Annotated in this window: 22 protein-coding genes and 2 pseudogenes; 10 read left to right on the top strand and 14 right to left on the bottom strand. The window is 70.6% G+C overall.

What is annotated here, in order from left to right; all coding sequences use genetic code 11:
* Positions 1 to 42: 42 nt before the first annotated feature.
* The 3 genes and pseudogenes from OG867_RS17200 to OG867_RS17190 all read right to left on the bottom strand — a co-directional run.
* Positions 43 to 231: pseudogene (locus OG867_RS17200) on the bottom strand (helix-turn-helix domain-containing protein); the annotation flags it as partial.
* Positions 191 to 898, bottom strand: a complete 708-nt coding sequence (locus OG867_RS17195) for a response regulator (RefSeq protein WP_406286373.1) — start codon at positions 896 to 898, stop codon at positions 191 to 193. The pseudogene OG867_RS17200 and the gene OG867_RS17195, both read right to left, overlap by 41 nt.
* A complete protein-coding gene (locus OG867_RS17190; protein WP_406286371.1) occupies positions 895 to 2,181 on the bottom strand; it encodes a sensor histidine kinase in 1,287 nt (428 codons plus the stop codon). Before OG867_RS17190 ends, OG867_RS17195 begins: the two co-directional genes overlap by 4 nt.
* A 229-nt stretch (positions 2,182 to 2,410) precedes the next feature.
* Here OG867_RS17190 and OG867_RS17185 point away from each other — a divergent pair, with 229 nt between their 5' ends.
* Both OG867_RS17185 and OG867_RS17180 read left to right on the top strand, forming a co-directional pair.
* Complete coding sequence (locus OG867_RS17185; RefSeq protein WP_406286369.1) at positions 2,411 to 3,316, top strand: ABC transporter ATP-binding protein; 906 nt, start codon at positions 2,411 to 2,413, stop codon at positions 3,314 to 3,316.
* Positions 3,313 to 4,293 (top strand): transporter, encoded by a 981-nt coding sequence (locus tag OG867_RS17180; RefSeq protein ID WP_406286367.1) that lies wholly within the window; start codon positions 3,313 to 3,315, stop codon positions 4,291 to 4,293. Before OG867_RS17185 ends, OG867_RS17180 begins: the two co-directional genes overlap by 4 nt.
* Before the next feature lie 128 nt (positions 4,294 to 4,421).
* Here the strand turns inward: OG867_RS17180 and OG867_RS17175 are convergent, their stop codons facing one another.
* A complete protein-coding gene (locus tag OG867_RS17175) occupies positions 4,422 to 5,654 on the bottom strand; it encodes a nitrous oxide reductase family maturation protein NosD (RefSeq protein ID WP_406286364.1) in 1,233 nt (410 codons plus the stop codon).
* Between the two features lie 125 nt (positions 5,655 to 5,779).
* On the opposite strand from OG867_RS17175, the gene OG867_RS17170 reads away from it, so the two are divergent.
* From OG867_RS17170 to OG867_RS17155, 4 genes are all read left to right on the top strand, one after another.
* Positions 5,780 to 6,910 (top strand): Dyp-type peroxidase, encoded by a 1,131-nt coding sequence (locus tag OG867_RS17170; protein ID WP_406286362.1) that lies wholly within the window; start codon positions 5,780 to 5,782, stop codon positions 6,908 to 6,910.
* 52 nt (positions 6,911 to 6,962) lie between these two features.
* The gene (locus OG867_RS17165; RefSeq protein WP_406286359.1) at positions 6,963 to 7,823 is read left to right on the top strand and encodes a hypothetical protein; all 861 of its coding nucleotides are present in this window, start codon (positions 6,963 to 6,965) and stop codon (positions 7,821 to 7,823) included.
* Positions 7,824 to 7,945: 122 nt separating this feature from the next.
* Complete coding sequence (locus tag OG867_RS17160) at positions 7,946 to 8,695, top strand: L,D-transpeptidase family protein (RefSeq protein WP_406286357.1); 750 nt, start codon at positions 7,946 to 7,948, stop codon at positions 8,693 to 8,695.
* A gap of 169 nt (positions 8,696 to 8,864) precedes the next feature.
* Entirely contained in the window at positions 8,865 to 12,551 is a 3,687-nt protein-coding gene (locus tag OG867_RS17155; RefSeq protein ID WP_406286355.1) for a SpaA isopeptide-forming pilin-related protein, read from the top strand.
* A 312-nt stretch (positions 12,552 to 12,863) separates the two neighbouring features.
* Here OG867_RS17155 and OG867_RS17150 read toward each other — a convergent pair.
* Positions 12,864 to 13,193 (bottom strand): annotated as a pseudogene (locus OG867_RS17150) (ATP-binding cassette domain-containing protein); the annotation flags it as partial.
* A gap of 217 nt (positions 13,194 to 13,410) precedes the next feature.
* Here OG867_RS17150 and OG867_RS17145 point away from each other — a divergent pair.
* A complete protein-coding gene (locus OG867_RS17145; RefSeq protein ID WP_406286353.1) occupies positions 13,411 to 14,217 on the top strand; it encodes an SGNH/GDSL hydrolase family protein in 807 nt (268 codons plus the stop codon).
* A gap of 45 nt (positions 14,218 to 14,262) precedes the next feature.
* On the opposite strand, the gene OG867_RS17140 is transcribed toward OG867_RS17145, so the two are convergent.
* Positions 14,263 to 15,099, bottom strand: coding sequence for a class I SAM-dependent methyltransferase (locus tag OG867_RS17140; RefSeq protein ID WP_406286351.1), 837 nt, complete (start codon positions 15,097 to 15,099; stop codon positions 14,263 to 14,265).
* A gap of 70 nt (positions 15,100 to 15,169) precedes the next feature.
* Here OG867_RS17140 and OG867_RS17135 point away from each other — a divergent pair, with 70 nt between their 5' ends.
* Together OG867_RS17135 and OG867_RS17130 are read left to right on the top strand one after the other, a co-directional pair.
* Complete coding sequence (locus OG867_RS17135; protein ID WP_406286349.1) at positions 15,170 to 17,056, top strand: S9 family peptidase; 1,887 nt, start codon at positions 15,170 to 15,172, stop codon at positions 17,054 to 17,056.
* A gap of 72 nt (positions 17,057 to 17,128) precedes the next feature.
* A complete protein-coding gene (locus tag OG867_RS17130) occupies positions 17,129 to 18,007 on the top strand; it encodes an SURF1 family protein (protein ID WP_328900963.1) in 879 nt (292 codons plus the stop codon).
* A 34-nt stretch (positions 18,008 to 18,041) separates the two neighbouring features.
* Here OG867_RS17130 and OG867_RS17125 read toward each other — a convergent pair whose 3' ends face one another.
* From OG867_RS17125 to OG867_RS17095, 7 genes are all read right to left on the bottom strand, one after another.
* Positions 18,042 to 19,190 (bottom strand): hypothetical protein, encoded by a 1,149-nt coding sequence (locus OG867_RS17125; protein WP_406286347.1) that lies wholly within the window; start codon positions 19,188 to 19,190, stop codon positions 18,042 to 18,044.
* 119 nt (positions 19,191 to 19,309) lie between these two features.
* Positions 19,310 to 19,885, bottom strand: a complete 576-nt coding sequence (locus OG867_RS17120; protein WP_328900965.1) for a SigE family RNA polymerase sigma factor — start codon at positions 19,883 to 19,885, stop codon at positions 19,310 to 19,312.
* Positions 19,886 to 20,267: 382 nt separating this feature from the next.
* Positions 20,268 to 21,332, bottom strand: a complete 1,065-nt coding sequence (locus OG867_RS17115; protein WP_328900966.1) for an aspartate-semialdehyde dehydrogenase — start codon at positions 21,330 to 21,332, stop codon at positions 20,268 to 20,270.
* A complete protein-coding gene (locus OG867_RS17110) occupies positions 21,329 to 22,600 on the bottom strand; it encodes an aspartate kinase (RefSeq protein ID WP_018102119.1) in 1,272 nt (423 codons plus the stop codon). The genes OG867_RS17115 and OG867_RS17110 overlap by 4 nt, the downstream gene beginning before the upstream one ends.
* Positions 22,601 to 22,812: 212 nt before the next feature.
* Positions 22,813 to 23,472, bottom strand: coding sequence for a DUF5063 domain-containing protein (locus OG867_RS17105; protein WP_328900967.1), 660 nt, complete (start codon positions 23,470 to 23,472; stop codon positions 22,813 to 22,815).
* Positions 23,473 to 23,564: 92 nt separating this feature from the next.
* Positions 23,565 to 24,164: a recombination mediator RecR gene (gene recR, locus OG867_RS17100; protein WP_406286344.1), complete on the bottom strand. Its 600-nt coding sequence runs from the start codon at positions 24,162 to 24,164 to the stop codon at positions 23,565 to 23,567.
* Positions 24,165 to 24,243: 79 nt separating this feature from the next.
* Entirely contained in the window at positions 24,244 to 24,582 is a 339-nt protein-coding gene (locus tag OG867_RS17095) for a YbaB/EbfC family nucleoid-associated protein (RefSeq protein WP_328904383.1), read from the bottom strand.
* 383 nt (positions 24,583 to 24,965) lie between these two features.
* Between OG867_RS17095 and OG867_RS17090 the strand changes: the two genes are divergently transcribed.
* A complete protein-coding gene (locus OG867_RS17090) occupies positions 24,966 to 25,745 on the top strand; it encodes an SLATT domain-containing protein (protein ID WP_406291002.1) in 780 nt (259 codons plus the stop codon).
* A gap of 48 nt (positions 25,746 to 25,793) precedes the next feature.
* Here OG867_RS17090 and OG867_RS17085 read toward each other — a convergent pair whose 3' ends face one another.
* Positions 25,794 to 26,444: a hypothetical protein gene (locus OG867_RS17085; protein WP_018102114.1), complete on the bottom strand. Its 651-nt coding sequence runs from the start codon at positions 26,442 to 26,444 to the stop codon at positions 25,794 to 25,796.
* Between the last annotated feature and the right edge of the window lie 36 nt (positions 26,445 to 26,480).

The raw sequence follows: 26,480 nt of genomic DNA, 5'->3' as shown, positions 1-26,480 counted from the left end.
GGACCCGAATCGGTCGAGGACGTACTCGTCGACTGCCGCGCGCAGCCCTTCCTTCGATCCGAAGTGCCGGGTCGCCAGTGCGGGCGAGAACCCTGCCGCTGCTGCCACCGCCCGTGTCGACGTGGCCTCGAAGCCGCGCTCGGCGAACAGCCCGAGCGCCGCTTCGCGCAACCGCGCCCGTCCTGTCAGATCACTCTTCGCCACGTCCCGCCTGACCAGCAGCGTAGCCATCAGTCGGGCCGACGAGGCCCGTCTCGTACGCCATGACCACGGCCTGCACGCGGTCGCGGAGCTGGAGCTTGCCGAGGATGCGGGAGACGTGCGTCTTCACCGTCGTCTCCGACAGGTGGAGGCGAGTGGCGAGTTCGCTGTTGCTGAGGCCCTGTGCGATCAGGCGGAGCACGTCGAGTTCGCGTGGGGTGAGGGCGTCGAGGTCCCGGTGGAGGACGGTTCGCTCGGGGGCGGCGGGTCGGGCGTAGCGCTCGACGAGGCGGCGGGTGATCGTCGGGGCGAGGAGGGCGTCGCCGGCGCGGACCATGCGCACGGCGGCGGTGACGAGTTCCGGGGTGACGTCCTTGAGGAGGAAGCCGCTGGCGCCGGCGGCCAGGGCCTCGTAGACGTACTCGTCGAGGTCGAAGGTGGTCAGGATGATGACGCGCGGGTCGTCGGGGGCACCGGTGACGATGCGGCGGGTGGCTTCCAGGCCGTCGAGCTCCGGCATGCGGATGTCCATCAGGACCACGTCGGGGCGGGTGCGGCGGACCGCTTCGACGGCCTCGATCCCGTTGCCCGCCTCGGCGGTCACTTCGATGCCGTCGGCTTTGAGGATCATGCGGAAGCCGGTACGCACGAGCGCCTGGTCGTCGGCGACCACGACGCGCAGCGGGTGGTCGGTCACGGGGCTGTCTCCAGGGGGATCAGGGCGGCGACGCGGAAGCCGCCGTCGGGACTCGGGCCTGTTTCCAGGGTTCCGCCGTAGACGGTGAGGCGTTCGCGCAGGCCGATGAGGCCGTGTCCGTTGCCGGTCGCAGCGGATGCGCTCGGGGTTCCCCCGGTGTCGGTGATCTCGACGCGGAGCTGGTCGTCGTCGTAGGTGAGGAGGGCGGTCGCCTTCCCGCCGGCCGCGTGTTTGACCGTGTTGGTCAGGGCTTCCTGGACAATGCGGTAGGCGGTCAGGCCGACGCCGGGGGCAACGTCGCGCGGCTCGCCGACCACTGTGTACTCGACACTCACGCCGGTGTCCTGCACCCGCCCGACCAGGGCGGGCAGTTGGTCGAGGCCGGGCTGCGGCGCGCGGCTCGCGGCGATGCCGCGGTCGGCTGCGTCCTCGGTGTTCATGGTGAGCAGCCCCATCGCATGCCGCAGCTCCGCCATCGCCGCGCGCCCGCCCGCTTCGATGGCGAGCAGTGCCTCACGGGTGTCGCCGGGGTCGATGTCCAGCATCTTGCGGGCGCCGCCGGCCTGGATGACCATCATGCTGACGTTGTGCGTGACGACGTCGTGCAGTTCACGTGCGATACGGGAGCGCTCATGCTCGGCGGCCCGGCGCAGTTCCTCGGCCCGCCGCCGTTCCAACTCCGCCATCCGCTCCTGCCGTTCGTCGGCGCGCAGCCGCCACGTCCGCATGCCGTACGCGGCCACGGCCAGAGGCACCAGGATGAGGGCCGGAACATACTCGGTCGGGACCGTCGGCAGGTCCGGGTTGCCCTGCGGAACGCTGATCACGAACAACGCCGGGGGAACGCTCGCCACGGCCAGAATCCTGTACGGGCTGTAGGCGACCGCGCTGTACGTGGCGATCACGAAGACGTAGAAGACAGACCGCGCCAGGCTGTCCGGGGCCAGCAGCGACGCCCCCATGACGACCCACAGCAGGGCCAGCGGGTACCGGCGGCGCAGCGCCAGCGGCAGTGTCGCGAGCAGCATCGGGCCGACCGCGCCGAACCAGGTGCTCGCCCCTTCCGGGCGGGCCTCCCGTACGCCGTCGACGAGGACGTACGTCGTGCCCGTCCCCACGCTGAGGGCGTCATTGACCCCGATGACGACCGCAGTCAGCGCCAGGAGCACGTCGAAGGCCAGGTTGCGCCGGGTCGGCCGGGGCAGGGGGCCACTGGGGCGGGCCAGCGACACGAATCCGACCTGCAGCCGGTGGCGTGCTTCTGCGGCCGATGCGATCTTCACCGCCCCATTGTCGCCTCCCTCTTCTCACCCCTCATCGTCCTCACCGGCGGTCTCCGGACGACGTCGTACTTCCCTCGTCCACATCTCATGGAGGACCCCGATGCCGGTTCCTCCCGACGCAGGACCGGAAGGGTTCGTTCGCCGGACGCGCGCGGCCGCCTCCCGCTCATAGCGTGCAGCAGGTCGGCCGCACAGGCCGGAACTCCCTGCCGAAGAGGACGCCATCCCCATGGACGCCGTACTGCAAGCCCGATCTCTGGGCAAGAAATACCGACACCGCTGGGCCCTGTCGGACTGCACCCTCGACGTGCCGGCGGGCCGGATCGTCGGCCTGGTCGGCTCCAACGGGGCAGGAAAATCAACCCTGCTGAATCTGGCCTCCGGCATGCTCACCCCGACCACTGGCGCGATCGCGGTGTGCGGCGGCCGCCCTGCCGGCGGCCCCGCACAACTCTCCAAGGTCGGCTTCGTCGCCCAGGACACCCCCACCTACGCCGGCCTGACCGTCGCCGAGCACCTCGGGCTCGGCGCCCGCCTCAACCCGGGCTGGGACGCGGCCCTCGCCGAAACACGGATCCACCGCCTCGGACTCGACCCCGGCCAGCGCGCCGGGCGCCTGTCAGGTGGCCAGCGCGCCCAGCTCGCCCTCACGCTCGGCCTCGCCAAGCGCCCCGAGCTGCTGATCCTCGACGAGCCGGTCGCCGCGCTGGACCCGCTGGCCCGCCGTGAGTTCCTGGAAGACCTGACCGATGCCGTCGCAGAACAGGAAACGAGCGTCGTTCTCTCTTCCCATCTGGTCTCCGATGTCGAGCGGGTCTGCGACCACGTCATCGTCCTGGTCGACTCCCGCGTCCAGGTCGCCGGCGACATCGACGGGCTGGTGGCCTGCCACCAGCGGCTCACGGCAACGGACGACAGCCGGGCCGTCCCACCCACGGGCAGCCACGTCGTCTCCACCAGCCGTGCGGACGGGCGGACGACCCTCGTCGTACGCACCGACGTCCCCGACCGCGCACCGCACGACCCCGCATGGGCCGTCGGCCCACTCCCCCTCGAAGACGTCGTTCTCGCCTACATGGGCCGCCGCACCACCTCCGATTCCCGCCCGACCACTGCTCTGGAGCCCCTCCGATGATCTGGCTGACCTGGCGCCAGCTCCGTACGCAGGCGACTCTGACCCTCGCAGTACTGGCCGTTCTGGCGCTCATCCTCGCCGCCACCGGACCTCGGCTGGCCGACCTGCACACCACCGCAGGCCGCGGCCTGATCCAGCAGCTCACCGGCACCGACACCGCTCTGTACTTCGCCGGCGGAGTGGCCGTCCTCGTCCTCCCCGCCCTCCTCGGCATGTTCTGGGGCGCCCCGCTCGTCGCGCGCGAGCTGGAGACGGGCACCCACCGGCTCGCCTGGAACCAGGGCGTCACCCGTACCCGCTGGCTGCTGACCAGGCTCGTCCTCGCCGGCCTCGTCGCCATGACCGCAGCGGGTCTGCTCAGCCTCGCCGTGTCCTGGTGGGCCGGCCCCATCGACCAGGCCGTGGCCACGGGCGGTTCGGACAACGGCGACAGCTTCGTCCCGCGCATCGACCCCGCGGCCTTCCTCATCCGGGGCATCGCCCCACTCGGCTACGCCGCGTTCGCCTTCGTCCTGGGCGCCACCCTCGGCGTCGTCATCCGCCGCACCCTGCCGGCCATGGCCGCCACCCTGACGACGTACACCGTGGTCCAACTCGTCATGCCGATGTGGGTCCGTGAGCACTTGGCCCCCACCACCACCGTCACGGTCCCGTTCACCCCCGGCCGCCTGGGCAACTACGGGCTCGACTCCGTCTCGCAGGTCGAGTTCGGCACGTCGGACGTCTGGGTCACCGCCGAACAGACCCTCGACGGCACCGGCCATCCCGCACACGGCATGCCGCCCGGCTACGAGGACTGCGAATCGATCAAGGAGTGCGTCAGCGCCCTGACCAAGGCCGGCTACCAGCAGCGCATCACGTACCAGCCCGCCGACAACTTCTGGGCCCTGCAATGGATCGAGGCCGGGGTCTATCTCGCCCTCGCCATCGGGCTCGGAGCCCTGTGCGTCTGGTGGACGCGGAGACGCCTGAGCTGACGTCCGCTCGCTGTTCAAAGTGCCGTCGCTCCCACAATGCGTCTTCCAGGCACGACTCGGATGCAGGTCCTGGGCGCGGCGCCCACCGTTGGGAGAAATCTGGGAGATGGTCTTCCTCTGGAGGGCCGCTACGGCAGCTCGGCCGCGGCCGAGGGCCGGTCCTCGGGGTGGCCGGGGCGCTGGGGCTGGGGCGGCGGGGCCGGGACGGAGCGGAAGGACACGCCCGGGGGCGGGGTCACCGGGGTTCCCTGGCCCTGGGCGATGGGTGCGTCCTGGTCCGCCTTGCCGCAGCTGGGCGGCCAGCTCCGGGGGCTTGTCGCGGGCTTGCCGTTGTCGGTGAAGCAGTTGCCGCGGAGGGCGGCGACCGCCAGCACCAGATCGGTTCCGTTCGCGTGGACGCGATTACCGCGTACCGCATTGTCGCGGGCCGGGTACCCCTGTTCGTCGCGGAGCAGGAGCCCGGTGGAACGGTTGCCTGTGATGGTGTTGTCCTCGATCCGGTTGCCGACGCCGCCACCGATCCCGATGCCGATGCCGAAACCGCCGTCAGCCTGGGCCGGCGAGGAAGGCTCGTTGTTGTCGGCGATGACGTTCCGGCGGATCAGCGCATGGCGTTGCGGGCCCAGCGCTTCGAGGTCGTTGGAGTTGAGGGTGAGGCCCACCCGATTCCGGCGCACCTCGTTGTCCTCGACCGTCAGCTTCTCCGAAGCGTTGGTCAGCTCGATGCCCACCGCGTTGTGGGCCACGGTGTTGCGGCGCACCGTCGTGTTGCAGGGGCGGCACTGGCCGACGTAGATCCCGGAGTCGGCCTGCCCGGAGGCGTACGAGTGCTCGATGACGCCATCGCGGGCGTCGAAGGCGTAGATGCCGTACAGGGCGTTGTTGTACGCGGTGATGTACGAGCCCCGGAATCCCTTCAGCGGCGGGAACTTCGCCGTGTCCAGGGGGTCGTAGAGTTCGCCGCCCGCCCCGGTGCCCTGGAGGGTTTCGTCGGTGACTCCGGTGAACAGCACGCCGTTGGCCAGGTGGTTCCGTACGGTCAGGTTCTCCACGACCGAGCCCGCGCCCGTGACGGTGATGCCGTTGCTCCGCTTGAACTCACCGTCGATCACGACCTTGTCGCGGTCGGCTCCGCGCAGAACCACGTTCCGTGCCCGAAGTGACACGTCCTCCTTGTAGACACCCGGCGCGACGAGCACCAGGTCTCCCGGCAGGGCGGCGTCCACGGCACGCTGGATGGTCGGTGCGTCGGCAGGCACCCGGATCACCGCCGTCCGGTCGCGCGAACCCGGCCGGTCGTCGCTCTGTTCGGCGCCGCATCCGGCCGCTGCCACCGAGACGGCCAGCAGGGTGAGAACCACTCGGGCCGTCCGGCACACACGTGAGGGCAAGGACATGGCATCAGGTGTACCGTCCACTGCACTGCCCTGGCGACAAAACGCCGTATCTCGTAATTACTAAGCAAATAAGACATGCAGGGATGGGGATGCGCACATTCAGCCGACGCCGGATGCTCGCCACCACCGCCTCCGCAGCCCTGTCCGTGAGCGCCTGCTCCGGCGACGTACGCTCCGACAACAAAGACCGGCCGCGCCCTTCCTTCTACGGAGTCCGGCAGGCCGGGGTCACATCGCCGGCGCAGTCGTGCGTCCTGCTGCTGTCGTACGACATCGCCCCCGGAGCCACGCAATCCGTCGCCCGGCAGGCCGTGCGTGACGTGTTCGCCCGGTGGACGCGCCTGTTGGGCGGCACGGAATCGGAACACGCGTTGTCTGACAGCGGACTGACGACCGCCGCCGCCTCGCATCTGTCCGCCACCGTGGCCGTCGGGCCCCGGCTCCCGGACCGCCTCGGTCTTCGGCGTCCGAGCCTCCTGCGGCCCCTGCCCACCTTCGCCGGTGACCAGTTGCGTCCCGGCATCTCCGACGGCGATGTGCTCGTCCAGTTGTGCGCGGACGACCAGTGGACGTGTGTCGGGGCCGCTGCCGCGCTGGACCGTGCTGCGGCATCCGCCCTGACGCCACGCTGGCGACAGCATGGATTCCTGCCGCCGACCTCCCCGGGCGAGGTGCCGCGAAACCTGTTCGGCTTCCTCGACGGCTCCGGCAACCCGGCGGGACAGGAGGCGAATCGGCATGTGTACGTCTCCAACGGCGCAGACGCCCAGGGGAGTTATCTGGTCTATCGCCGAATCCGCATGGACGTGGGCGCTTTCGGGAAGCTGGCAGTCGCGCAGCAGGACCGGGCCATCGGCCGGCGACGCAGCGACGGAGTTCCGCTCGGCGGGTCCCGGGCGAGCGACGCCATCAATCTGTTCGCCAAGACCCCGGACGGGCAGTACGTCGTCCCCGCCGACGCCCATGTGCGGCTGGCCCACCCGCGGCTGGACGGTGGGGCGCAGATGCTGCGCCGCGGCTACAGCTACGCCGCGGACGCCGACGACCAGGGGCTGCTTTTCCTGGCCTTCATGAAGGACCCCGGCCTCTTCGTACGGGTGCAGGAACGTCTGGCCACGGCCGACGCCCTCTCCCGGTTCACACTCCACACGGCCTCCGCCGTGGCCTTCGTCCTGCCGGGGGCACGTCGCGGGCTGCCCCTGGGCGCTTCGCTCTGGTGACCGGCGTTCCCCGTTCCGCTCCCTCCGAACCCCACGACCGACGAGGTGCTCCATGCGTTCCCTGATGCGCCGGTTCTCGGCGGCCCCACCCCGTCGGGTGATGCTGACCGCGGCCGGCTCGCTCCTCGCGGTGGCGTCGGCCGCCGTAGTGGTCCACCTGACCGAGGACGCGTCGGCACCGCCCCACCGGGTGACCACCGCCGAGGCGCAGCGGTTCGCGCTCGCCCGGCTGAGCCGTTTTGAGGCCAGTCCGGCCGGCATCGAGATCACCGTGCCGCTGCGCGACCGGACCATCGGCGTCGAGGGAGTCATCGACTACCGCAGCCACCACGCCGTGGGCCGGTTCGACGGGGCCGGCGGCGGGCTGCTGGCGTGGGACGGCTCAGGGGTCGGCGTCGCCCTCGACCAGCCGTCGGGGCAGCCGGGTCCGCAGAGGGAACCGTCACGTCCGGCACGGCTCGCCCTGTCCGACGCCGCGCACATGCCCACATCCGACTGGGTCCCGCGCAGGTACACCTCCGACCCGCTCGACTCCATGCTCAAGCTGTCGATGCTCCTCGGCCGGGACCGTCCGGAGAACGCGCAGCTGCTGGCCCAGTCCGGGGCCCGCTGGACGGGAACGGCGGAGATCGGCGGGCGTACGTACGACGTCTTCGCCGCCCCTCGTCCGACAGCGCACAGCGGCAACGGTCAGCCGTCCGCCGCACCGCGCCGCACCGGCGATTCGCCGCTCCGGTTCTTCGTCTCGGCCGACGGCGAACTGCGCCGGGTGACCACACAGCTGCCGGGACAGGCGCGCCCGGGCGTGATCGACTTCACCGCTTCCAGGCTCCGGCACGCGGTTCCGCCCGAGCCGTGGAGCCAGGTGCCCGGCGGTTCGGCACCCTCCAGCGGCACGCAGTACGGGAACTGACGCTCCCTCGGCGGCCACACCATTGCGCCACCTGGACCAGCCGCACATGCCGATGTTCTCTTCACGCGCCTGAATGGCACCAAACGTTCGCTCCGGAACGTTCACCCCGAAGGGAATGTGGCATGCGTGTGTTCCGCCTCGGCTCGGCCGCCCTCATCGCCCTCGGCCTCCTCACCACCAACGTCTCCGCGGCAGAGGGTGCGAGCGGGGCCGGGGAAGCGGAGTGCACCCCTCAGACAGGCGCCTATCAGTGGGAGCTGGAGGAGAGGCTCGGACTTCCCCAGGACGGCCGCGCCTCGGTGCAGGACTGCGAGGCGGTACGTGCCCTGCAGAAGCGTCTGGGCCTCAAGGAGACGGGGAAGGCCGACCTGGAGACGTACCGCATGCTCTTGGTGGACGAGGTCCGCCGCGACCCCAACTCCCGCAAGGAGTGCCCGGTCCGCAGCTACCGCGTCACCTGCGTGGACCTGAACCGGCAGGTGCTGTGGGTGCAGGGCGCCGACACGGGTGAGCTGCTCTTCGCACCGGCGCCTGTCCGCAGCGGTCTGCGGACCACGGAGACCCGGACCGGGTGGCACAGCATCTACTGGCGTCACATCGACCATGTCTCCGACCTCTACGACAACGCACCGATGCCGTACGCCCAGTTCTTCGACGGCGGTCAGGCCATCCACGGCACCGACCACGACCTGTTCACCTCGGGCTCCGGCGGTTGCGTGAACATGCGGATCAAGGACGCCAAGGCGCTCTGGGACCTGCTGCACGTCGATGACCAGGTGTACATCTGGGGCAAGAAGCCGGGCACCAATCAGCGCGGGCTGCCTTCCGACGATCTGCTCATCGCCCAGGGCTTCGCCGCCCTCGAAGACTGAGCCGCCCCCCGCGAGTGCTCGAACCCGGGTTCGAGCCGCCTGGACCGGATGGGCGGAATACCGCACGAAACGCACCTTATGTAATAAATCGTCTACAGATTGCGTGGACGCTGTCCGGACCTGCCGCGTGCATGACGCGTGGCTGTACGTCCGGATGAGGAGTCCGCGAGTGACAGCGAGACGCAACAGACACCAGGGCCGACGCCCATGGGGCCGGGCCGCCATGGGCGCCATGGCGGTGCTCACCGCCACCGGCGCCGCGTGGGGAGGCGCCCTGCCGGGGCCCGTGGCCCAGGCGAAGCCGCGGGACGCGGGCGATGGGACCGTCACTGTCCGCGTCGTGCGGGAGGTGAATGCGAACGGGGCGTGGGATGCCGCCCTGGAGCCCGGCTGGAGCGGCGTGCAGGTCACGCTCACGGATGACGCCGGCGTCTCCGTCACGGGCACGACGGGCGCCGACGGCACGGTGGAGCTGGCGCCGGGGACCACCCTGACCGGCGGCAAGTACCGGGTGCAGGCCCTCAACCCGGACGCGACGATCTACTCCCCGGCGTTCGCCTCTCAGGAAGGGCTCTCGGGCGCTCCGACGAAACTTTCCTCCGCCGAGGAGTTCGTGGACCTGTCCGGTGGGAAGAGCGTCGAGCTGACGACCGGCTTCTGGAACCCGGACGACTACTGTCAGTCCAATCCCACGCTGGCGACCTGTTTGCTGCCGGACGAGACCGGGAACACCGGATCGGCGACGGACCAGGGCGGGCCGTACTCCCCGGAGGACCGCACCCTCGTCACGGTTCCCTTCAATGGGCGTGGCGACAACGTGGGCGCCGAGACCGAGGCCGAGTCCCCGCAGACCGGAGCCATCAACGGTCTCGGGTACGACAAGGTCCACAAGAAGCTCTACAGCGCCGCGTTCAGCAAGCGCCTGTCGGCGTTCGGACCCGGCGGCCCGAACGCCGTCTACATGACCGACCCGGCGACCAACGAGACCTCGCAGTTCGCCACGGTGCCCGGTGACGACGGCGCCACCACGCACGACATGGACACGTACCACGACCTGGCGTTCGCGCCCAAGGCCGGGAAGACCTCACTGGGCGACCTGGACGTCAACCCGGACGGGTCCGAGCTCTACGTCGTCGGGCTCAGCGACAAAACGCTGTACACCTACGACACCTCGGACGGCTCCGCGCCCGAGCGCTCGGTGGCCATCCCCGACCCCGGCTGCGCGGGTGGCACCGCCGACTGGCGTCCCGGCGCCCTCGACGTGCAGGACGGTGTCGTCTACGTCGGCGGGGTGTGCTCGGGCGAGAGCACGGGCAGCCGCGACGACATGCGCGCCGTGGTGATGAAGTACGACCCCGCGGCAGGCACGTTCGGCGACGTGATCATGAACGACCCGCTGGACTTCCCGCGCGGTGCCGCGTACGAAGGCAGCGCGGAGTGCCCCGGAGCGGGCTGGTTCACCTGGTCCGACGACACCACACGCCAGCAGAACGGCAACACCTGCACGGGCGAGTACGGATTCCCGCAGCCTCTGATGATGGACATCGAGGTCGACACCGACGGCGCGCTGATCCTCGGGTTCCGTGACCGCTTCCCCGACCAGGGCGGCCAGAACGTCGAGATGGCACCGGGCGGCGCCTTCCAGTCGCACATGCTCGGCGGTGACATCAACCGCGCCTGCCTCACCGGCGGAACGTTCGTCCTGGACGGCAACGGCGGCTGCCGGAACAACGGCACGCCGGACAACAACGGCGGCGAGCCCGACGACGTCCTCGAGTTCTACCCCGGCGACAACCGCCTCACCCATGACGAGATGACGGACGGCGGCCTTGCCCTGAGCAAGCCCGAGACGGACATCGCCGTCGGCGCCATGGACCCGATCTCCAACATCCGCACCGGCGGCGTGGCCTTCCTCGACCGCACCGACGGCACCAGCGGCGCGGGCGACGGAAACCAGCTGGCCACCTCGTTCGGCAAGGGCGGCTCCATCGGCGACATGGAGGTCCTGTGCGACCTCGCGCCGCTGCAGATCGGCAACCGCGTCTGGTACGACGTCGACAAGGACGGCATCCAGGACCCGGGCGAGGCTCCGGTCCCCGGTGCCACCGTCAGCCTCTACGACGAGAGCGGTACGAAGATCGCCTCGACGACGACCAGCGACCGCGGTGAGTACTACTTCGACTCCACGCTCACCGGGAACGTCCCGGCCGACGCGTGGAACCCGGACACCGCGTACAAGGTCGCCGTCGACAACCCCGACGACTACGCGGAGGGCGGCCCGCTCTACAAGTGGGTCCCGACCACGCCCGACGCCGGCACCAACGACTTCATCGACAGCGATGGCGTCGTCCCGGCCGGTGGTACGTACCCCGAGCACACGTTCACGACCGGCGGACCGGGCGAGAACAACCACTCGTACGACTTCGGCTTCAACGCCGACTTCGAGGCCAAGGTCGAGAAGACGGACGCCGACACCGGCGAGCCGCTGCCCGGCGCGGTCTTCCAGCTGTGGCGCGAGACCAACGGCACCGACGGACTCCAGCGCAACGGGGCGGACCCCGACACGCAGGTGGACGGGAACTGCACGACCGGAGCCGACGGGGTCTGCGACTGGACCGGTCTGGAGCCGGGTGCGTACTACTTCTACGAGGTGTCCTCGCCCGCCGGCTACATGATCCCCGCGCAGCGCGTGACCGGGCCGTTCACCCTGGACGCCGCGACCACGTCGAAGACCGTGGAGCTCACCAACGCCCTGCGCCACCGGATCGCGGTGCACAAGGTCGACGCGAAGACCGGGAAGCCGCTGGCGGGTGCCACCTACCAGCTGTGGGAGGAGACGAACGGCACCGACGGCCTGCAGACCGACGGCGTCAACCCCGACACGCAGGTCGGTGACACCTGCACCACCAACGCCCGAGGCGTCTGCCGCTGGCGCAACCTCGACCCCGGGACCTACTACGCCGTCGAGACGGCCGCGCCGGACGGATACCTCCTGCCGGACGAGCCCGTCGTCGGCCCTCTCACGATCGACAACGCCAACCCGTCGTTCTCGGTGAAGCAGAAGAACGAGCGCAGGGTCCCGTCGATCGACATCGAGAAGAAGGACGAGCGCACCGACTCCGACGCCGACACCCCGGCCAGTGCCGTGATCGGCCCGAAGGTGCAGGACGAGCCGGTCTACATGACCATCGTCAACAACGGCACCGAGGACCTCGTGCACATCACGGTCACCGACGAGGTGACCGCCGGTGATGGCCAGGTCAAGGACCTGCACTGCGACTTCCCGGACGGCACCAGCGCCGACGACCCGGCGGGCCGGTCGGTCCGGTGGGAGGCCACCTGGGCCGAGGAGAACCCGACCGTCTTCGAGGTCGGCGCCTCCTTCAAGTGCACCGCCGTCGTGACCGGTGTGCCGGCGGGCCGGCTCCACACCGACAACGCCACGGTGAACGGAGCCGGCGCGACCAGCGGCGACCCCGTTGACGACAGCGACCCGTGGAACTGGAAGACCCCGGGCCACAGCATCACCATCAACAAGAAGGACGCCGACAACGGTGACGCCCTCCAGGGCGCGGTGTTCCAGCTGTGGGAGGAGACCAACGGCACCGAGGGCCTGCAGCGCACCGGTGACGACCCGGACACCCTCATCGACAGCGGCTGCGCCACGAACGCCCGCGGCCGGTGCACCTGGACCGGGCTGGAGTCCGGCTCCTACTACCTGGTCGAGACCGACGCACCCGAGGGATACGTCCTCCCGAGGAACCCGGTCACCGGACCCGTCGAGGTGGACTCGGACCACGACAAGGCCACGTACACCCTGAAGAACCGCCCGCAGCCCCCCAACAAGAAGAAGTAGCCGGCCCCGGCCGGCCCCACCGAAGCGGCCCTCCCACCTCACCGAGGCGGGAGGGCCGCTTCGCGTGTGGCGTCTCCACGTTGACGCCCACCGCCTCCACCTCGGCGGTGGGCTCGCGAGCTACGAGGCCGTCGAGCACCGCGCGTACGGTGTCCGGGCCCGAGCCCGACAGCAGGAGGAAGCTGCCCGTCGTGGGCCGGCTTCCGGCAGGAAGGGCGGAGGGCGGGATGGGCACGTCGGCGCCGACGAAGGCCGAGGGCTGGTGCGCCCGGATGGTCAGGGCGTCGGGCGGGAGTGGCACCCGGAACTCGTTCACGCCACTGCCTGCCTGGTCAGGGCCCCGTCGGCCATGGCGTACCGAGTGTCGGCGCGGGCGGCCACCGAGGCATCGTGCGTCACCATGATCACGGCGGTGTCCTGGGAGCGCGCCAGGTCCAGGAACTCCTCCAGCACCGCATCGGCGTTGGCACTGTCGAGGACGCCTGTCGGCTCGTCCGCGAAGACAACTGCGGGGCGGTGGACGAGTGCCCTCGCCCCCGCGACCCGTTGGCCCCGGCCACCCGAGATCTGCGAAGTCCTGCGCTGCCGGAGCTCGGTGAGGCCCAGCCGGCCGAGCACCTCCCCCGCCGCCTCGTCCACTGCGCACCCCTGTGAAGCGTCGGCGCAATCGCTCTAGAACCTTTATTTCAGGGGGTGTTGGGGGTTTATCTACGCGCGGAGCTATGACTACCGACCGATCATTCGGGCAATTCAGGCGGGTTCTCACCGAGCTATTACCGACCGGTACCGGGAGCTGCTACAACAGGGATCGCTCACTCAACCCCCCACCCACCCCCCACACTTCGGAGGGCTGACAGCTATGTCAGTACGGAGATTCTGGGCGTCCGCATCCACTCTGCTCCTCGCCGCCGCTGCCGCTCTGGGGATTGCCCAGCCGGCTTCGGCGTCCTCCTCGGCCGCCGCCGGCGGGTACGTCGCCCTGGGCGATTCGTACTCGTCCGGTGTCGGCGCGGGAAGCTATCTGTCCGACAGCGGTGACTGCAAGCGCAGCACCAAGGCGTACCCGTACCTCTGGGCGGCGGCGAACTCGCCGTCCTCGTTCACCTTCGTCGCCTGTTCGGGCGCCACCACCAGCACCGTGGCCAGTGGTCAGCTCGGAGCGCTCAGCTCGTCCACCTCGCTGGTGAGCGTCACCGCGGGCGGCAATGACGTCGGGTTCGCCGATGTCATGCAGGACTGCGTGCTGTCCGGCGAGTCCGCCTGCATCTCGGCCGTGAACGCGGCCGTCGGGAAGATGAACAACGCCCTGCCGTCAGGGCTGAGTTCGCTGTACTCCTCAATCCACTCCAAGGCGCCGCAGGCCCATGTCGTGGTGCTGGGGTACCCGCGCTTCTACAAGGTCGGCGGGAGCTGCGTCGTCGGCCTGTCCGACAAGGCGCGTACGGCCATCAACAACGCGTCCGACGTGCTGAACGGTGTCATCGCCAAGCAGGCGGCGAACGCCGGGTTCACCTTCTCCGGGGTCGCCGACGAGTTCACCGGGCACGAGCTGTGCTCCGGAGACCCGTGGCTGCACAGCGTCTCGATCCCCGTCTACAACTCGTACCACCCCAAGCCCGAGGGCCAGTCCGGCGGTTATCTGCCGGCGTTCCGCTCGGCGGCGTGACACTGCGGCGGCGCCCCGGTGGAGAACCGGGGCGCCGCTCCACCGTCAGGCCGCCGGGCGGGTGGCCTTGAGGGAGTACATCAGCGGGATGCGCGGACGCTCCGACGGGAAGCGGAAGAAGTCGTCCCCTCCGCGTTTCAGGACCGGGAAACGCGCGAAGAGCGAGACATCGTGCTCGTGGAGGAATTCGATCCGCAGGCCGGCGGCGGCCAGCGCCGACACCACGCTGCCCACCGGGTGCTGCCACTCGACGCTGCGGTTGTGGACGGTCGGGGCATCGAAGTCCGCGTACGTACCCGGCGTCTCGTCCACCCACGCCTCGCGGCTGAAGTAGTCGTGCACGATCCGCGAACCCGTCTCGTCGTCCAGGCAGTCCGTGAGCGGATGGAACTCCGCGAGGTAGAGGAAGCCACCGGGCTTCACCAGCGACGCGGCCGTCTCGGCCCAGCGCTCGATGTCGGGCAGCCAGTTCAGCGCGCCGACGCCCGTATAGACGATGTCGTACGAGGAGTCCGGTACGGCCTGGGCCGCGTCGTACACGTCGGCGGCGACGAAGGCCGCGCGGTCGGGGCCGAGCCCCAGCTCCTCGGCGAGAGCGCGGGCGGTCTCGACCGCCGGTTCGGAGAAGTCGAGGCCGACGACCTGCGCCGCGCCGTGCCGCGCCCAGGAGAGCGTGTCGAGTCCGATGTGGCACTGCAGGTGCAGCAGCGACCGGCCGCTCACATCACCGACCTCGGCCAGCTCGAAGGGCCGCAGGGCGTCTTTCCCCGCGCGGAAGGAGCCCAGGTCGTAGAAGTCACTGCCTGCATGGATGGGCACACGCTCATCCCACATCCTGCGGTTGGCCTCGCGCCAGTCGGACGGTATCGGAGCGGTGGACATGTGCGCGAGGTTATCCACAGGCTGCGGACGAAGCGAACGGATTGTCGGGAGTTCTGCGCAGAATGGGGTCATGACTGAGGCCACTGGTTCACCGACGACCGCATCCGTGCCGCTGTGGGAGCAGCGCTTCCGCGCTCCCCGGGTGTCGCTGCCCGACTGGGCCGAGGACGCGCCGGACCGCGCGTTGTTCGTCTCCAACGCGACGGGGACCTACGAGCTGTACGCGTGGGACCGGGCGACCGGTGAGCAACGCCAGGTGACCGACCGGCCGAACGGGACGACGGACGGCGTGCTGACGCCGGACGGCGAGGCCGTGTGGTGGTTCGACGACACCGACGGCGACGAGTTCGGGGTGTGGATGCGCCGGCCGTTCCACGGCGAAATGAACACCGAGTCCGCACCGGCCGCCCCCGGCCTCGGGCCGTCCTATCCGGCCGGGCTCGCGATCGGCCGGGACAACACGGCGGTGATCGGCCGTTCGACGGACGAGGACGGTACGACGGTCCACGTCGTACGGCCCGGCGAGGCCCCCGTGGAGATCTACCGGCACCGCGAGTCGGCCGGGGTCGGCGACCTGAGCCACGACGGGACACTGATCGCGCTGGAGCACACCGAGCACGGGGACGCGATGCACTCCGCGCTGCGCGTGGTCCGGCCGGACGGGACGACGGTCGCGGAGCTGGACGACACCGAGGGGGGTACGAAGGAGCTGGGCCTCGCGGTCCTCGGCTTCGCACCGGTCGCCGGGGACACCCGGCTGCTGGTCGGACACCAGAGGCGCGGGCGCTGGGAGCCGATGATCTGGGACCCGGTGGCGGGCACGGAGACGGACCTGGCCATCGACCTGCCGGGCGATGTGGGCGCCGAGTGGTATCCGGACGCCTCCGCGCTGCTCATCGAGCACGGCTTCGAGGCCCGCAGCGAGCTCTGGCGGTACGGGCCCGCCGCGGCCGACGGCAAGCCGGTCCGGGTGGGAACGCCGACCGGCACGGTCTCCGGCGCCACGGCCCGTCCGGACGGGACGGTCGAATACCTGTGGTCGTCGGCGGCCGAGCCGCCCGTCGTCCGCTCCACGACCGGCGCGGTGGTGCTCGACCCGCCGGGCGCCAAGGCCCCGGCCTCGGTGCCCGTCGAGGACGTGTGGGTGGACGGCCCCGGTGGCCGGATCCACGCGCTCGTCCAGCGTCCGGCGGCCCCCGTCGAGGGGCCGTTCCCGACGGTCTTCGAGATCCACGGCGGCCCCACCTGGCACGACAGCGACGCCTTCGCGGCCGGCCCCGCAGCCTGGGTCGACCACGGCTACGCGGTCGTCCGGGTCAACTACCGCGGCTCGACCGGTTACGGACGGGCGTGGACGGACGCGCTCAAGCACCGGGTCGGGCTGATCGAGCTGGAGGACATCGCGGCGGTACGGGAGTGGGCGGTGAAGTCCGGCCTCGCGGACCCGGCGCAGCTCGTCCTGGCCGGCGGCTCCTGGGGCGGCTATCTCACGCTGCTCGGCCTCGGTACGCAGCCCGGCGACTGGGCCCTGGGACTGGCCGCGGTCCCCGTCGCGGACTACGTCACGGCGTATCACGACGAGATGGAGGCCCTGAAGGCGATGGACCGCACACTGCTGGGCGGGACGCCGGAGGAAGTGCCCGAACGCTTCGAGGCATCGTCTCCCCTGACGTACGTCGACGCCGTGCGCGCCCCGGTCTACATCTCCGCCGGGGTCAACGACCCGCGCTGCCCGATCCGCCAGGTGGAGAACTACGTGGACCGGCTGAAGGACCGGGACGCTGTGCACGAGGTCTACCGGTACGACGCGGGGCACGGTTCGCTCGTCGTGGAGGAGCGGATCAAGCAGGTCCGGCTGGAGCTCGACTTCGCCCGGCGGCACCTGTCCGGGGTATCGCCGGCGGGGCCCGGAGACCCGGTCGGTCAGGGCGAGGAGGTGCCGGCCGGAGGCGCGTAGGGGACGGATAAAGGGCCGCTTTCCGGGTGCCCCCGCTCCGGTCGGCCGGAGCGGGGACCGTACCGTGGAGGGGTGTACCGGTTCCTGCTGACCCCGCGATGGTGGGGGATCAACCTCTTCGTCGTGCTGGCGATCCCGTTCTGCGTGTTCATGGGCACCTGGCAGCTCGGCCGCTTCGAGGACCGCGTGCACACGCACGAGGCCGCCGAGAAGCAGCCCGCGCCGGGCACCCGGGCCGCCAAACCGCTCGACGAGCTGCTGCCCGTCGACACGGAGACCTCCGGCCGGCCCGCCACCGCGACCGGCCGGTACGCGGACCGCTTCCTGGTGCCCGGCCGTGAGCTGGACGACCGGAAGGGCTTCTACGTCCTGGACATGCTGCGGACGGACAGCGGCAAGGCCCTGCCGGTGGTACGCGGCTGGCTGCCCGGGAAGCCCGGACAGACCCGGGTGCCGCCCGCGCCGTCCGGCCGGGTCACGGTGACCGGCGACCTCCAGGCTTCGGAGAACGCGGGCACCGCGGGGGTCGGCGCGACGGGCGGGCTGCCGGACGGCCAGGTCGGCATGATCAGCGCGGCGTCGCTCGTCAACCTGGTGCCGTACGAGGTGTACGACGCCTGGGTGACGCTCCCGGCGAGCGGGGCGGGCGGCTCCGAGAAGGCCGTGGGCGCCTCGGGGGACGCGGCGAGCGGTGCCGCCCGGTCCGAGGCGACCGCGCTGCGCCCGGTGCCGGCCACCGCGCCGGAGGGCGGCGGGCTCGATCTCAAGGCGTTCCAGAACCTCGGCTACACGGGTGAGTGGTTCGTCTTCGCCGGGTTCGTGGTCTTCATGTGGTTCCGGCTGCTCCGGCGCGAGGCCGAGGCCGCCCGGGACGTGCGGCTCGGCCTGGTCCCCGAGGCGGAGCCCGCCTCCCCGCCGGCTCCCGAGGCGGAGATCCGCTCGGGGGCGTGAGCGGATGGCCCGGCGGTACGGGCCACCCCCGCTCCTACGACGACGGTTCCAGGACGCCCGTCCGGTAGATCGTTCCCGCGCAGGCATTGTCGATCTTCGCGGCGGCGACCGGGGCCCCCGGCTCGGGGGTGTGCTGCACGGAGACGCTGCCCTGGGCGGGGGTGCCGCCGTCGGTGCCGAACTGCGTCTCCGTACCCGTCTCACTCTCTCCGGTGTCGCCGGCCGCCCCGGATCCGGCCGAACCGCCGCCGCCGGCAACCGCCGCACCCTCGGTCGGCGTCGGGGAGGGCGAACCACCGGTGGACGGACAGGTGTCCTTGGGGACCCAGGCGAACTGCACCTCGTAGACCGCGTCCGGCTTCAGCACCACGATGGCCTCTTCGGTCGCGGGGTCGGGCAGACCGGACGCGGGATCGCCCTCGGTGTGCCGGACGACCTCGATCCGGGTCGGGTCGGCCGCGCCCATCGCCTCGAAGCCCACGGTGCCGCTGCTCCGCACCGCGCAGTTCTCGCCGGACACGTTGGCGATGCGGAAGGCCCCGTACACCGTGCCGTCGGCACCTGCCGCACCGGTCCTGGCCGACTCGACGCCGAGCTGTCCCGGGTCGCACGGACGCATGGTGTCCACCGCGCTTCTGGAGGGATCGGCGGACGCCCCGGCCGGGTCGCCCTCCTGGCCCTGGCCGCTGCTGTCGGACGGGCTCGCGGTGCTCTGCGGAAGCCCTTGGCCGCCGTTCGGGTGGCCGCCGCCGTTCTCGCCGCCACCGCCGTTGCCGGAGTCCGCGCCGGAGTCGTCGCCGCTGCCGCCCTGGGCCTGCTCGCCGTGTCCGGCGATGGCGGGGCTGGCCGTGCTGGAGCCGTCCGAGTTGGCGACGTGCACGAACGCGGGGATCGCGGTGCCGATGAGCAGCGCCGCCGCGGCGGCGCCGACCAGGGCCTGCCGTCGGCGGGCCCTCCGGGCGGGCACCGCTCGCTGCAGCCGGTCGAGGCTGCCCTCGCTCGGCTCCAGGCCCTGCACGACACCGTGCATCATGCGGCGCAGCGCGTCCTCGCCACCGTCGTCGCCGAAGGGCTCGCCCGCGCCGGACGAGCCGCCTCCGCCGAACGGGCCCGCCGTGGCCGCGAGGCCCAGGGTGTCGTCGTCGCGGTCCGCGTGCGGAGCGTTCTCCGGCCCGTGGTTCACAGTTCCGTTCCCAGTCCGGTCCAGCGGGAACCCGCGCGAGGAACCGCGCCGGTATCCGTTACGGCCCACCGGCCGCGGGTCCTGTTCATGGTCGTGATCGTGGTGCTCACCGCGCCGGGTCATACCTGCGCCTCCATCACCACGCGCAGGGCCGCGATACCGCGTGACCCGTACGCCTTCACCGAGCCCAGGGATATCCCGAGCGTCTCGGCCACCTGAGCCTCGGTCATGTCCGCGAAGTAGCGCAGGACCAGCACCTCGCGCTGTCGCCTCTGCAGGCCGCGCATCGCCTTGATCAGCGCGTCCCGCTCCAGTTGGTCGTACGCCCCCTCCTCCGCGCTCGCCATGTCCGGCATCGGCTTCGAGAGGAGCTTCAGCCCGAGGATGCGGCGGCGCAGCGCGGAGCGCGAGAGGTTGACGACGGTCTGGCGCAGGTACGCGAGGGTCTTCTCGGGCTCGCGGACCCGGTTGCGCGCGGAGTGCACGCGGATGAACGCCTCCTGCACGACGTCCTCGCAGGACGCCGTGTCGTCCAGCAGCAGGGCCGCGAGGCCCAGCAGCGAACGGTAGTGGGCGCGGTAGGTTTCGGTGAGATGGTCGACGGTTGTTCCGGCTGCCACGCTCTCTTCAGCACCCTCGCGCTGCGTCGGCAGCCCCGACTGACGCGCGGCGGGCATGGGCGCGATCACCGGCATGCCACCGGCTGCACGGGCCCGTCGGAGCGGTCGCACCGAAGCGCCGCGCAAGGGGCCCACCACTGTGATATCGAGAACCTCTGCCACGCCAGTTGGACACGCTTCCCCCCGTCAGGGTTGTACGCATACGGCACAGCGTTTGAGGGCCTGCGATATGCCTTCATACGTACCCGCTCTTCTCCTGATGCCCCGCACATGCGCCCCGCCGCGCAAGAAGTGACCGCTTAGACGCCTGGCGCCCGACCCGCGGTTGCAACGAACCGAAAGGTCATCGTCGGTCACGGCGACTGCCCAGCTCAAGAGGTTCAGACCACGAGTTGCTCACAGAGCGTTCACAGAAAGTACAAAAGGGGTTCGATCCGGACCTCATGATGACGACCGTTCAGGACCGGGGAAATTCGGCGGCCACCGATTCGGCGATCTGCGCCACGTTGAGCGCGGCCCCCTTGCGGAGGTTGTCGCCGCAGACGAAGAGCTCCAGCGCCTGCGGGTCGTCCAGCGAGCGCCGGACCCGGCCGACCCAGGTGGGGTCGGTGCCGACCACGTCGGACGGGGTGGGGAAGTCACCGGCTCCCGGGCTGTCGTACAGCACCACCCCGGGAGCGGTGGCCAGGATCTCGTGGGCCCGGTCGACCGCGACCTCGTTCTCGAAACGGGCGTGCACGGACATCGAGTGCGTGGCGACGACGGGTACGTACACGCAGGTCGCCGACACCCGCAGGCTCGGCAGACCGAGGATCTTGCGGCACTCCTCGCGGATGGCCAACTCCTCCGACGACCAGCCGTCGCCGGCGTCCGTCCCGGCCCACGGGACGACGTTGAGCGCGACCGGAGCGGCGAACGGGCCGCCGTGCGTGTCGCCCACGACGCGGCGCACGTCGCCCGGTTTCGTACCGAGTTCGGTGCCGGCCACCATCGACAGCTGTTCGCGCAGTGCGGTGACCCCGTCGCGGCCGGCGCCGCTGACGGCCTGGTACGAGGAGACGACGAGCTCCCGCAGACCGAACTCGGCATGCAGGGCACCGACGGCGACGATCAGCGCCAGCGTGGTGCAGTTCGGGTTCGCGACGATGCCGCGCGGTCTCATCCGTACGGCATGCGGATTGATCTCGGGCACGACGAGCGGAACGTCGTCGTCGGTCCGGAAGGCGGCGGAGTCGTCGATGACGACGGCGCCCTTGGACGCGGCGAGCGGGGCCCAGCGCGCGGAGACCTCGGCGGGCATCAGGAACAGCGCCACGTCGATGCCCTCGAAGACATCCTCGGTGAGTTCGAGGACCTCGCACTCCTCACCGCGTACGACCAACTTGCGACCGGCCGAGCGCGGTGAGGCGACGAGTCTGACCTCGCCCCAGACGTCCGCGTGCTGCGAGAGGATCTGGAGCATGACGCCACCGATCGCCCCGGTCGCACCGACGACCGCGAGCGAAGGGCGGCGTGCGGTCATCGGCCGGTGCCCCCGTACACGACGGCCTCGTCGGAGTCGCTGTCGAGACCGAAGGCGGTGTGCACGGCACGCACGGCCTCGTTGACGTCGTCGGCGCGGGTGACCACCGAGATGCGGATCTCGGACGTCGAGATCAGCTCGATGTTGACGCCGGCGTCGGACAGCGCCTCGAAGAAGCCCGCGGTGACCCCGGGGTTCGTCTTCATACCGGCGCCGACCAGGGAGATCTTGGCGATCTGGTCGTCGTAGCGCAGCGAGTCGAAGCCGATCACGCCGCGGTTGCGCTCCAGGGCGTCGATGGCCTTGCGGCCCTCGGCCTTCGGGAGCGTGAACGAGATGTCCGTCAGACCGGTCGACGCGGCGGAGACGTTCTGCACCACCATGTCGATGTTGACCTCGGCGTTCGCGATCGTACGGAAGATCGCGGCGGCCTCGCCCGGCTTGTCGGGCACGCCGACGACGGTGATCTTGGCCTCGGAGACGTCATGGGCGACTCCGGAGATGATCGCGTGCTCCACCTTCTGGTCCCCTTGCGGCTCGTTGCTGACCCAGGTGCCGCGCAGTCCGGAGAAGGACGAACGGACGTGGATCGGGATGTTGTATCGGCGTGCGTACTCGACGCAGCGGTGCAGCAGCACCTTGGAGCCGGACGCGGCCAGCTCCAGCATGTCCTCGAAGGAGATCCAGTCGATCTTACGGGCCTTCTTGACGACCCGCGGGTCGGCGGTGAACACGCCGTCCACGTCGGTGTAGATCTCGCAGACCTCGGCGTCCAGCGCGGCCGCGAGCGCGACGGCAGTGGTGTCGGACCCGCCGCGGCCGAGGGTGGTGATGTCCTTCTTGTCCTGGGACACACCCTGGAACCCCGCGACGATCGCGATGTTCCCCTCGTCCAGCGCCGTACGGATACGGCCCGGCGTCACATCGATGATGCGCGCTTTGTTGTGGACCGAGTCGGTGATGACGCCTGCCTGGCTGCCGGTGAACGACTGGGCCTCGTGGCCCAGGTTTTTGATCGCCATGGCCAGCAGCGCCATGGAGATCCGCTCTCCCGCGGTCAGCAGCATGTCGAACTCACGCCCGGCCGGTATCGGGGATACCTGCTCGGCGAGATCGATCAACTCGTCCGTCGTGTCGCCCATCGCGGACACCACGACAACCACCTGGTTGCCGTTCTTCTTGGCATCGACGATTCGCTTGGCGACGCGCTTGATGCCCTCGGCATCGGCTACGGAGGAGCCTCCGTACTTCTGCACGACAAGGCCCACGTGCGCTCCTCGCTCAGTCCATTACTGCGGTCGGCTCAGTTTAACGAGCAGCCCGGAAACGCCCCGCTGATACCACATGGTGAGATGTCCCGCTCACTAAGTGATCATCGGCGCGTCGTTCCGAACTGCTCGTACCGCCCTGCTGCCCACCGAGCACGTACGCATTCCCCTTTGTGTCCCAGCCCACACACGAGCCGGGCCACCTGTGGCCCCTACTTCGCCGGGCGCAGGCCCAGCGGACCCGCGATCTCCTCGAACATGACGCGGCCCGCCTCCTCGGCGAGGGTGTCGTCGCCGGCGTCCTGGTCGGTGTCCAGGCCGTCCAGCTCCTGGAGGGGCTGGTTGAGGCGGATGTGGGCGATCAGGGACTGAAGGGCGCGGAGAGTGGCGGAAGCGGTGGAGCCCCAGTTGGAGAAGTAGGAGAACTGCCACCACCACAGGGCCTCGGTGGTGCGCTCCTCCTCGTAGTGCGCCAGGCCGTGGCGCAGGTCGGTGACGAGGTCGGCCAGGTCGTCGGAGATGCGGGACGCGACCGGGGCCTTGCGGGGCTCGTACGGGTCGAAGACCTCGGAGTAGACGTCGATCGGCTCCAGGAGGGCCGCGAAGCGCTCGCGCAGGCCGTCCGCGTCCGGTTCGGCGCCCAGGTCGGGCTCGTAGCGCTCGTCGGGGACGATGTCCTCGTACGCGCCGAGCCGGCCGCCGGCCAGCAGGAGCTGGGAGACCTGGAGAAGCAGGACCGGAACGGCCTCCTCCGGCTCCTCGACCCTGGACACCTCGGTGACCGCGACGATGAACGTCTTGATCTGGTCGGCGATCTGGACCGCGAAATCGCCGGGGTCCTGCGTGACGGTGTTCAACGTGGCGTCAGACATCGAGGAGACCTCCCGTGTGAACGGTCGGAGACGGTGAGTAGAAGATAACCGCGCTGAACGTAAAGCCGTCGTGAGGTGTGGAAACGCGACCGTCAGACATCGAGCAGCCGCCTCCCCTCGAAGGCCCGGCCGAGCGTGACCTCGTCCGCGTACTCCAGGTCGCCGCCCACCGGCAGGCCACTGGCGAGCCGGGTGACGCGCAGGCCCATCGGCTTGACCATCCGCGCCAGGTACGTCGCGGTGGCCTCGCCCTCCAGGTTGGGGTCGGTCGCCAGGATCAGCTCGGTGATGGAGCCGTCGGAGAGACGGGCGAGGAGCTCACGGATGCGCAGGTCGTCCGGGCCGACGCCCTCGATGGGGCTGATGGCCCCGCCCAGCACGTGGTAGCGCCCCCGGAACTCACGGGTCCGCTCGATCGCGACGACGTCCTTGGGCTCCTCGACCACACAGATGACCGACCGGTCGCGCCGCTGGTCGCGGCAGATCCCGCACTCCTCCTCCTGGGCCACGTTGCCGCAGACCGCACAGAAGCGGACCTTGTCCTTGACCTCCAGGAGGGCGTGGGCCAGGCGCCGCACATCCGTGGGCTCCGCCTGAAGCACGTGGAAGGCGATCCGCTGCGCGCTCTTGGGACCGACACCGGGCAGCCTGCCCAGTTCGTCGATGAGGTCCTGAACCACGCCTTCGTACAACGGAACGCCTTCCTGACTGAGTCGGCTGAGTCGTGGTACGTACCGTAGGGGGTACGTACGGTCTTGGATATGCGGCCGGTCAGAACGGCAGGCCGGGCATGCCGCCGCCCAGGCCCTGGGTCAGCGGGCCCAGCTTCTGCTGCTGGAGCTGCTGGGCGTTCTCGTTGGCCGCCTGGACCGCCGCGACGACGAGGTCCGCGAGGGTCTCGGTGTCCTCCGGGTCCACCGCCTTCGGGTCGATCACCAGGGAGCGCAGCTCGCCCGAGCCGTTGACCGTCGCCTTGACCAGGCCGCCGCCCGCCTGACCGTCGACCTCGGTCCTGGCAAGCTCTTCCTGGGCCTGGGCGAGCTCCTGCTGCATCTTCTGGGCCTGCTGCAGCAGCTGCTGCATATTGGGCTGACCACCACCGGGAATCACGGTCACTCCAGGCATTTCGACGACAAATGTTTCGGTACGCCGAGCCTACGTTGTCCCCGGGCGGCGCGCCCCACCCGCCGAGGAGCAACTCTTTCGAGTGAGATCGAGGGAGCGGTGCCGGGACTCCTATACCTGACCAGAGGCCGTGCACACCCGGGAATACCGCGATTTCGACCCCACGCCCCACCATTCGGCGGTAGGAAGGGCATGCGTCCCGGCACGCACGCGCCTACCCCTCGTCACGCATGGTTACGCATGGGGGACTGCCCGTCGCGTCGAGGGACCGGGAGCAGAGCAGAGATCCGCCCCGTCGTCGAGTACGCGGTCGAGAGCACGCGTCGCTATGCAGCATGCAGAGGAGTACCCCGGTGAGTCAGCCGGAGATGCAGCCCGAAGTGCCGCCCCGCAAGTCCGGCACGTCCGGCCCCGCGGGTGCGGCCGCTCCCTCCGGTACGGACTCCGAGGACCGTGCGGGGCGAGCCCGTGACCTGACCGGGGAGCCGTTCCCGCTGGGAGACTGGGGAGAGCCGTCCCAGCGGCTGGACGAGCTCTACCGATGGCTGGAGGCGGACGCGCTGCGCACCGCCGACTGGTATCTGAACGACCGGCTGTGGAAGCGGCGCGGCGCCAGGTTGCTGCGGATGGGCACCGCCGCCGGGGCGGTCGCGGGCGCCGCCCTGCCGCTGCTCGACCTGACGGGCGCGCTGCACGGCGCGGCCGGCTGGGGCTATCTGTCGCTGCTGCTCGGCGCCGCCTGCATGGCGTGCGACCGCTACTTCGGCCTGACCTCGGGCTGGATAAGGAACCTCGCGACCGCGCAGGCCGTGCAGCGCAGGCTTCAGGTGCTCCGGTTCGACTGGGCGTCGGAGTGCGTACGGGAGGTGCTCGGCCCGGCCGAGGGCACCGCGAGCGAGGCGACCGAGCGGTGCCTGGGCGTGCTGCGGCGCTTCTCCGAGGACATCACGGAGCTCGTGCGGTCGGAGACCGCCGACTGGATGGTGGAGTTCCGGGCCGGTCCCGCGCCCCTGGGGATGCAGGCCCTGGTCTCCGGCGGCTCCGGGAACGGGCGCCCGGAGCCGGGAGCGGCGCCCGGACGCTTCCCGCTCCAGTCGATGGGCCGGCCGAACATGCCCCGGCAGCGCCCGCCGGAGTCCCCGCGCTGACCGTTCGCCGGCCGGTGCGGGGCTCCGGCGCGGGACGCCGGGACCACGTCAGCTGAAGACGATCATCGATCCCTGGGCGAGGCTGCGGGTGGCCGCGGCGTGCAGGCCGAGCCAGACGTGGCGCTCCCGGGCGAAGGGGTTGTCGTCGTACGGGACGGAGGTCGCCGGTTCCTCCAGCTCGGTGGGGGCGGCGGGCGGCAGGGGGGCGGCCGGCGGGTTCGCCGGGTCGATTCCGATGGCCGGGGCGACGAACTCCAGCTCCCGCAACAGCCCGTGCGCGGAACCGAGCGGGCCGCCCGCTGCCAGCAGGTCGTCGGTGGAGACGGGCGCGGCGAAGTCGAGGGGGACGTACGCCCCCGCGTGGTCGAAGTGCCACACCAGGTGCGACTGCCGGGCCGTGGACTCGAACATCTCCAGCAACTGCTCGTAGTCCCCGCCCAGCTCACCCACCGGCGTGACGGCGAGGCCGCTGAGCTGGAGCAGATAGGCGCGGCGGAGGAAGTGCAGGGCGTCGTAGTCGAAGCCCGCGACCGGGGCGACGTCTCCGGTCAGTCCCGGCATGTAGGCGTAGACGGGGACGGGCGGCAGTCCGGCCTCGCCCAGGGCCTTGTCGTAGAGGGCGATCTCTTCGGCGAAGGGGTTGTCGGGGCTGTGGCACAGCACATCGACGAGGGGGACCAGCCACAGGTCACAGGCCACGAAGTCTCGCTCTCCAACGGGGGCGTGCGGTGGTCG

Origin of the sequence: Streptomyces sp. NBC_00209 (assembly GCF_045206345.1) — a bacterium.
In the GTDB taxonomy this organism is placed as follows: domain Bacteria; phylum Actinomycetota; class Actinomycetes; order Streptomycetales; family Streptomycetaceae; genus Streptomyces.
Note: the sequence above shows the minus strand (reverse complement) of the source record. Positions and strands in the feature narration are given on the sequence as shown.

Coding starts and splice junctions, on each gene's coding strand:
- OG867_RS17145 (WP_406286353.1), top strand. CDS start 13,411: ATGTCAGTACGGAGATTCTGGGCGTCCGCATCCACTCTGCTCCTCGCC.
- OG867_RS17185 (WP_406286369.1), top strand. CDS start 2,411: ATGGACGCCGTACTGCAAGCCCGATCTCTGGGCAAGAAATACCGACAC.
- OG867_RS17115 (WP_328900966.1), bottom strand. CDS start 21,332: ATGACCGCACGCCGCCCTTCGCTCGCGGTCGTCGGTGCGACCGGGGCG.
- OG867_RS17180 (WP_406286367.1), top strand. CDS start 3,313: ATGATCTGGCTGACCTGGCGCCAGCTCCGTACGCAGGCGACTCTGACC.
- OG867_RS17165 (WP_406286359.1), top strand. CDS start 6,963: ATGCGTTCCCTGATGCGCCGGTTCTCGGCGGCCCCACCCCGTCGGGTG.
- OG867_RS17105 (WP_328900967.1), bottom strand. CDS start 23,472: ATGTCTGACGCCACGTTGAACACCGTCACGCAGGACCCCGGCGATTTC.
- OG867_RS17090 (WP_406291002.1), top strand. CDS start 24,966: ATGCAGCCCGAAGTGCCGCCCCGCAAGTCCGGCACGTCCGGCCCCGCG.
- OG867_RS17170 (WP_406286362.1), top strand. CDS start 5,780: ATGCGCACATTCAGCCGACGCCGGATGCTCGCCACCACCGCCTCCGCA.
- OG867_RS17120 (WP_328900965.1), bottom strand. CDS start 19,885: ATGCCGGTGATCGCGCCCATGCCCGCCGCGCGTCAGTCGGGGCTGCCG.
- OG867_RS17140 (WP_406286351.1), bottom strand. CDS start 15,099: ATGTCCACCGCTCCGATACCGTCCGACTGGCGCGAGGCCAACCGCAGG.
- OG867_RS17160 (WP_406286357.1), top strand. CDS start 7,946: ATGCGTGTGTTCCGCCTCGGCTCGGCCGCCCTCATCGCCCTCGGCCTC.
- OG867_RS17135 (WP_406286349.1), top strand. CDS start 15,170: ATGACTGAGGCCACTGGTTCACCGACGACCGCATCCGTGCCGCTGTGG.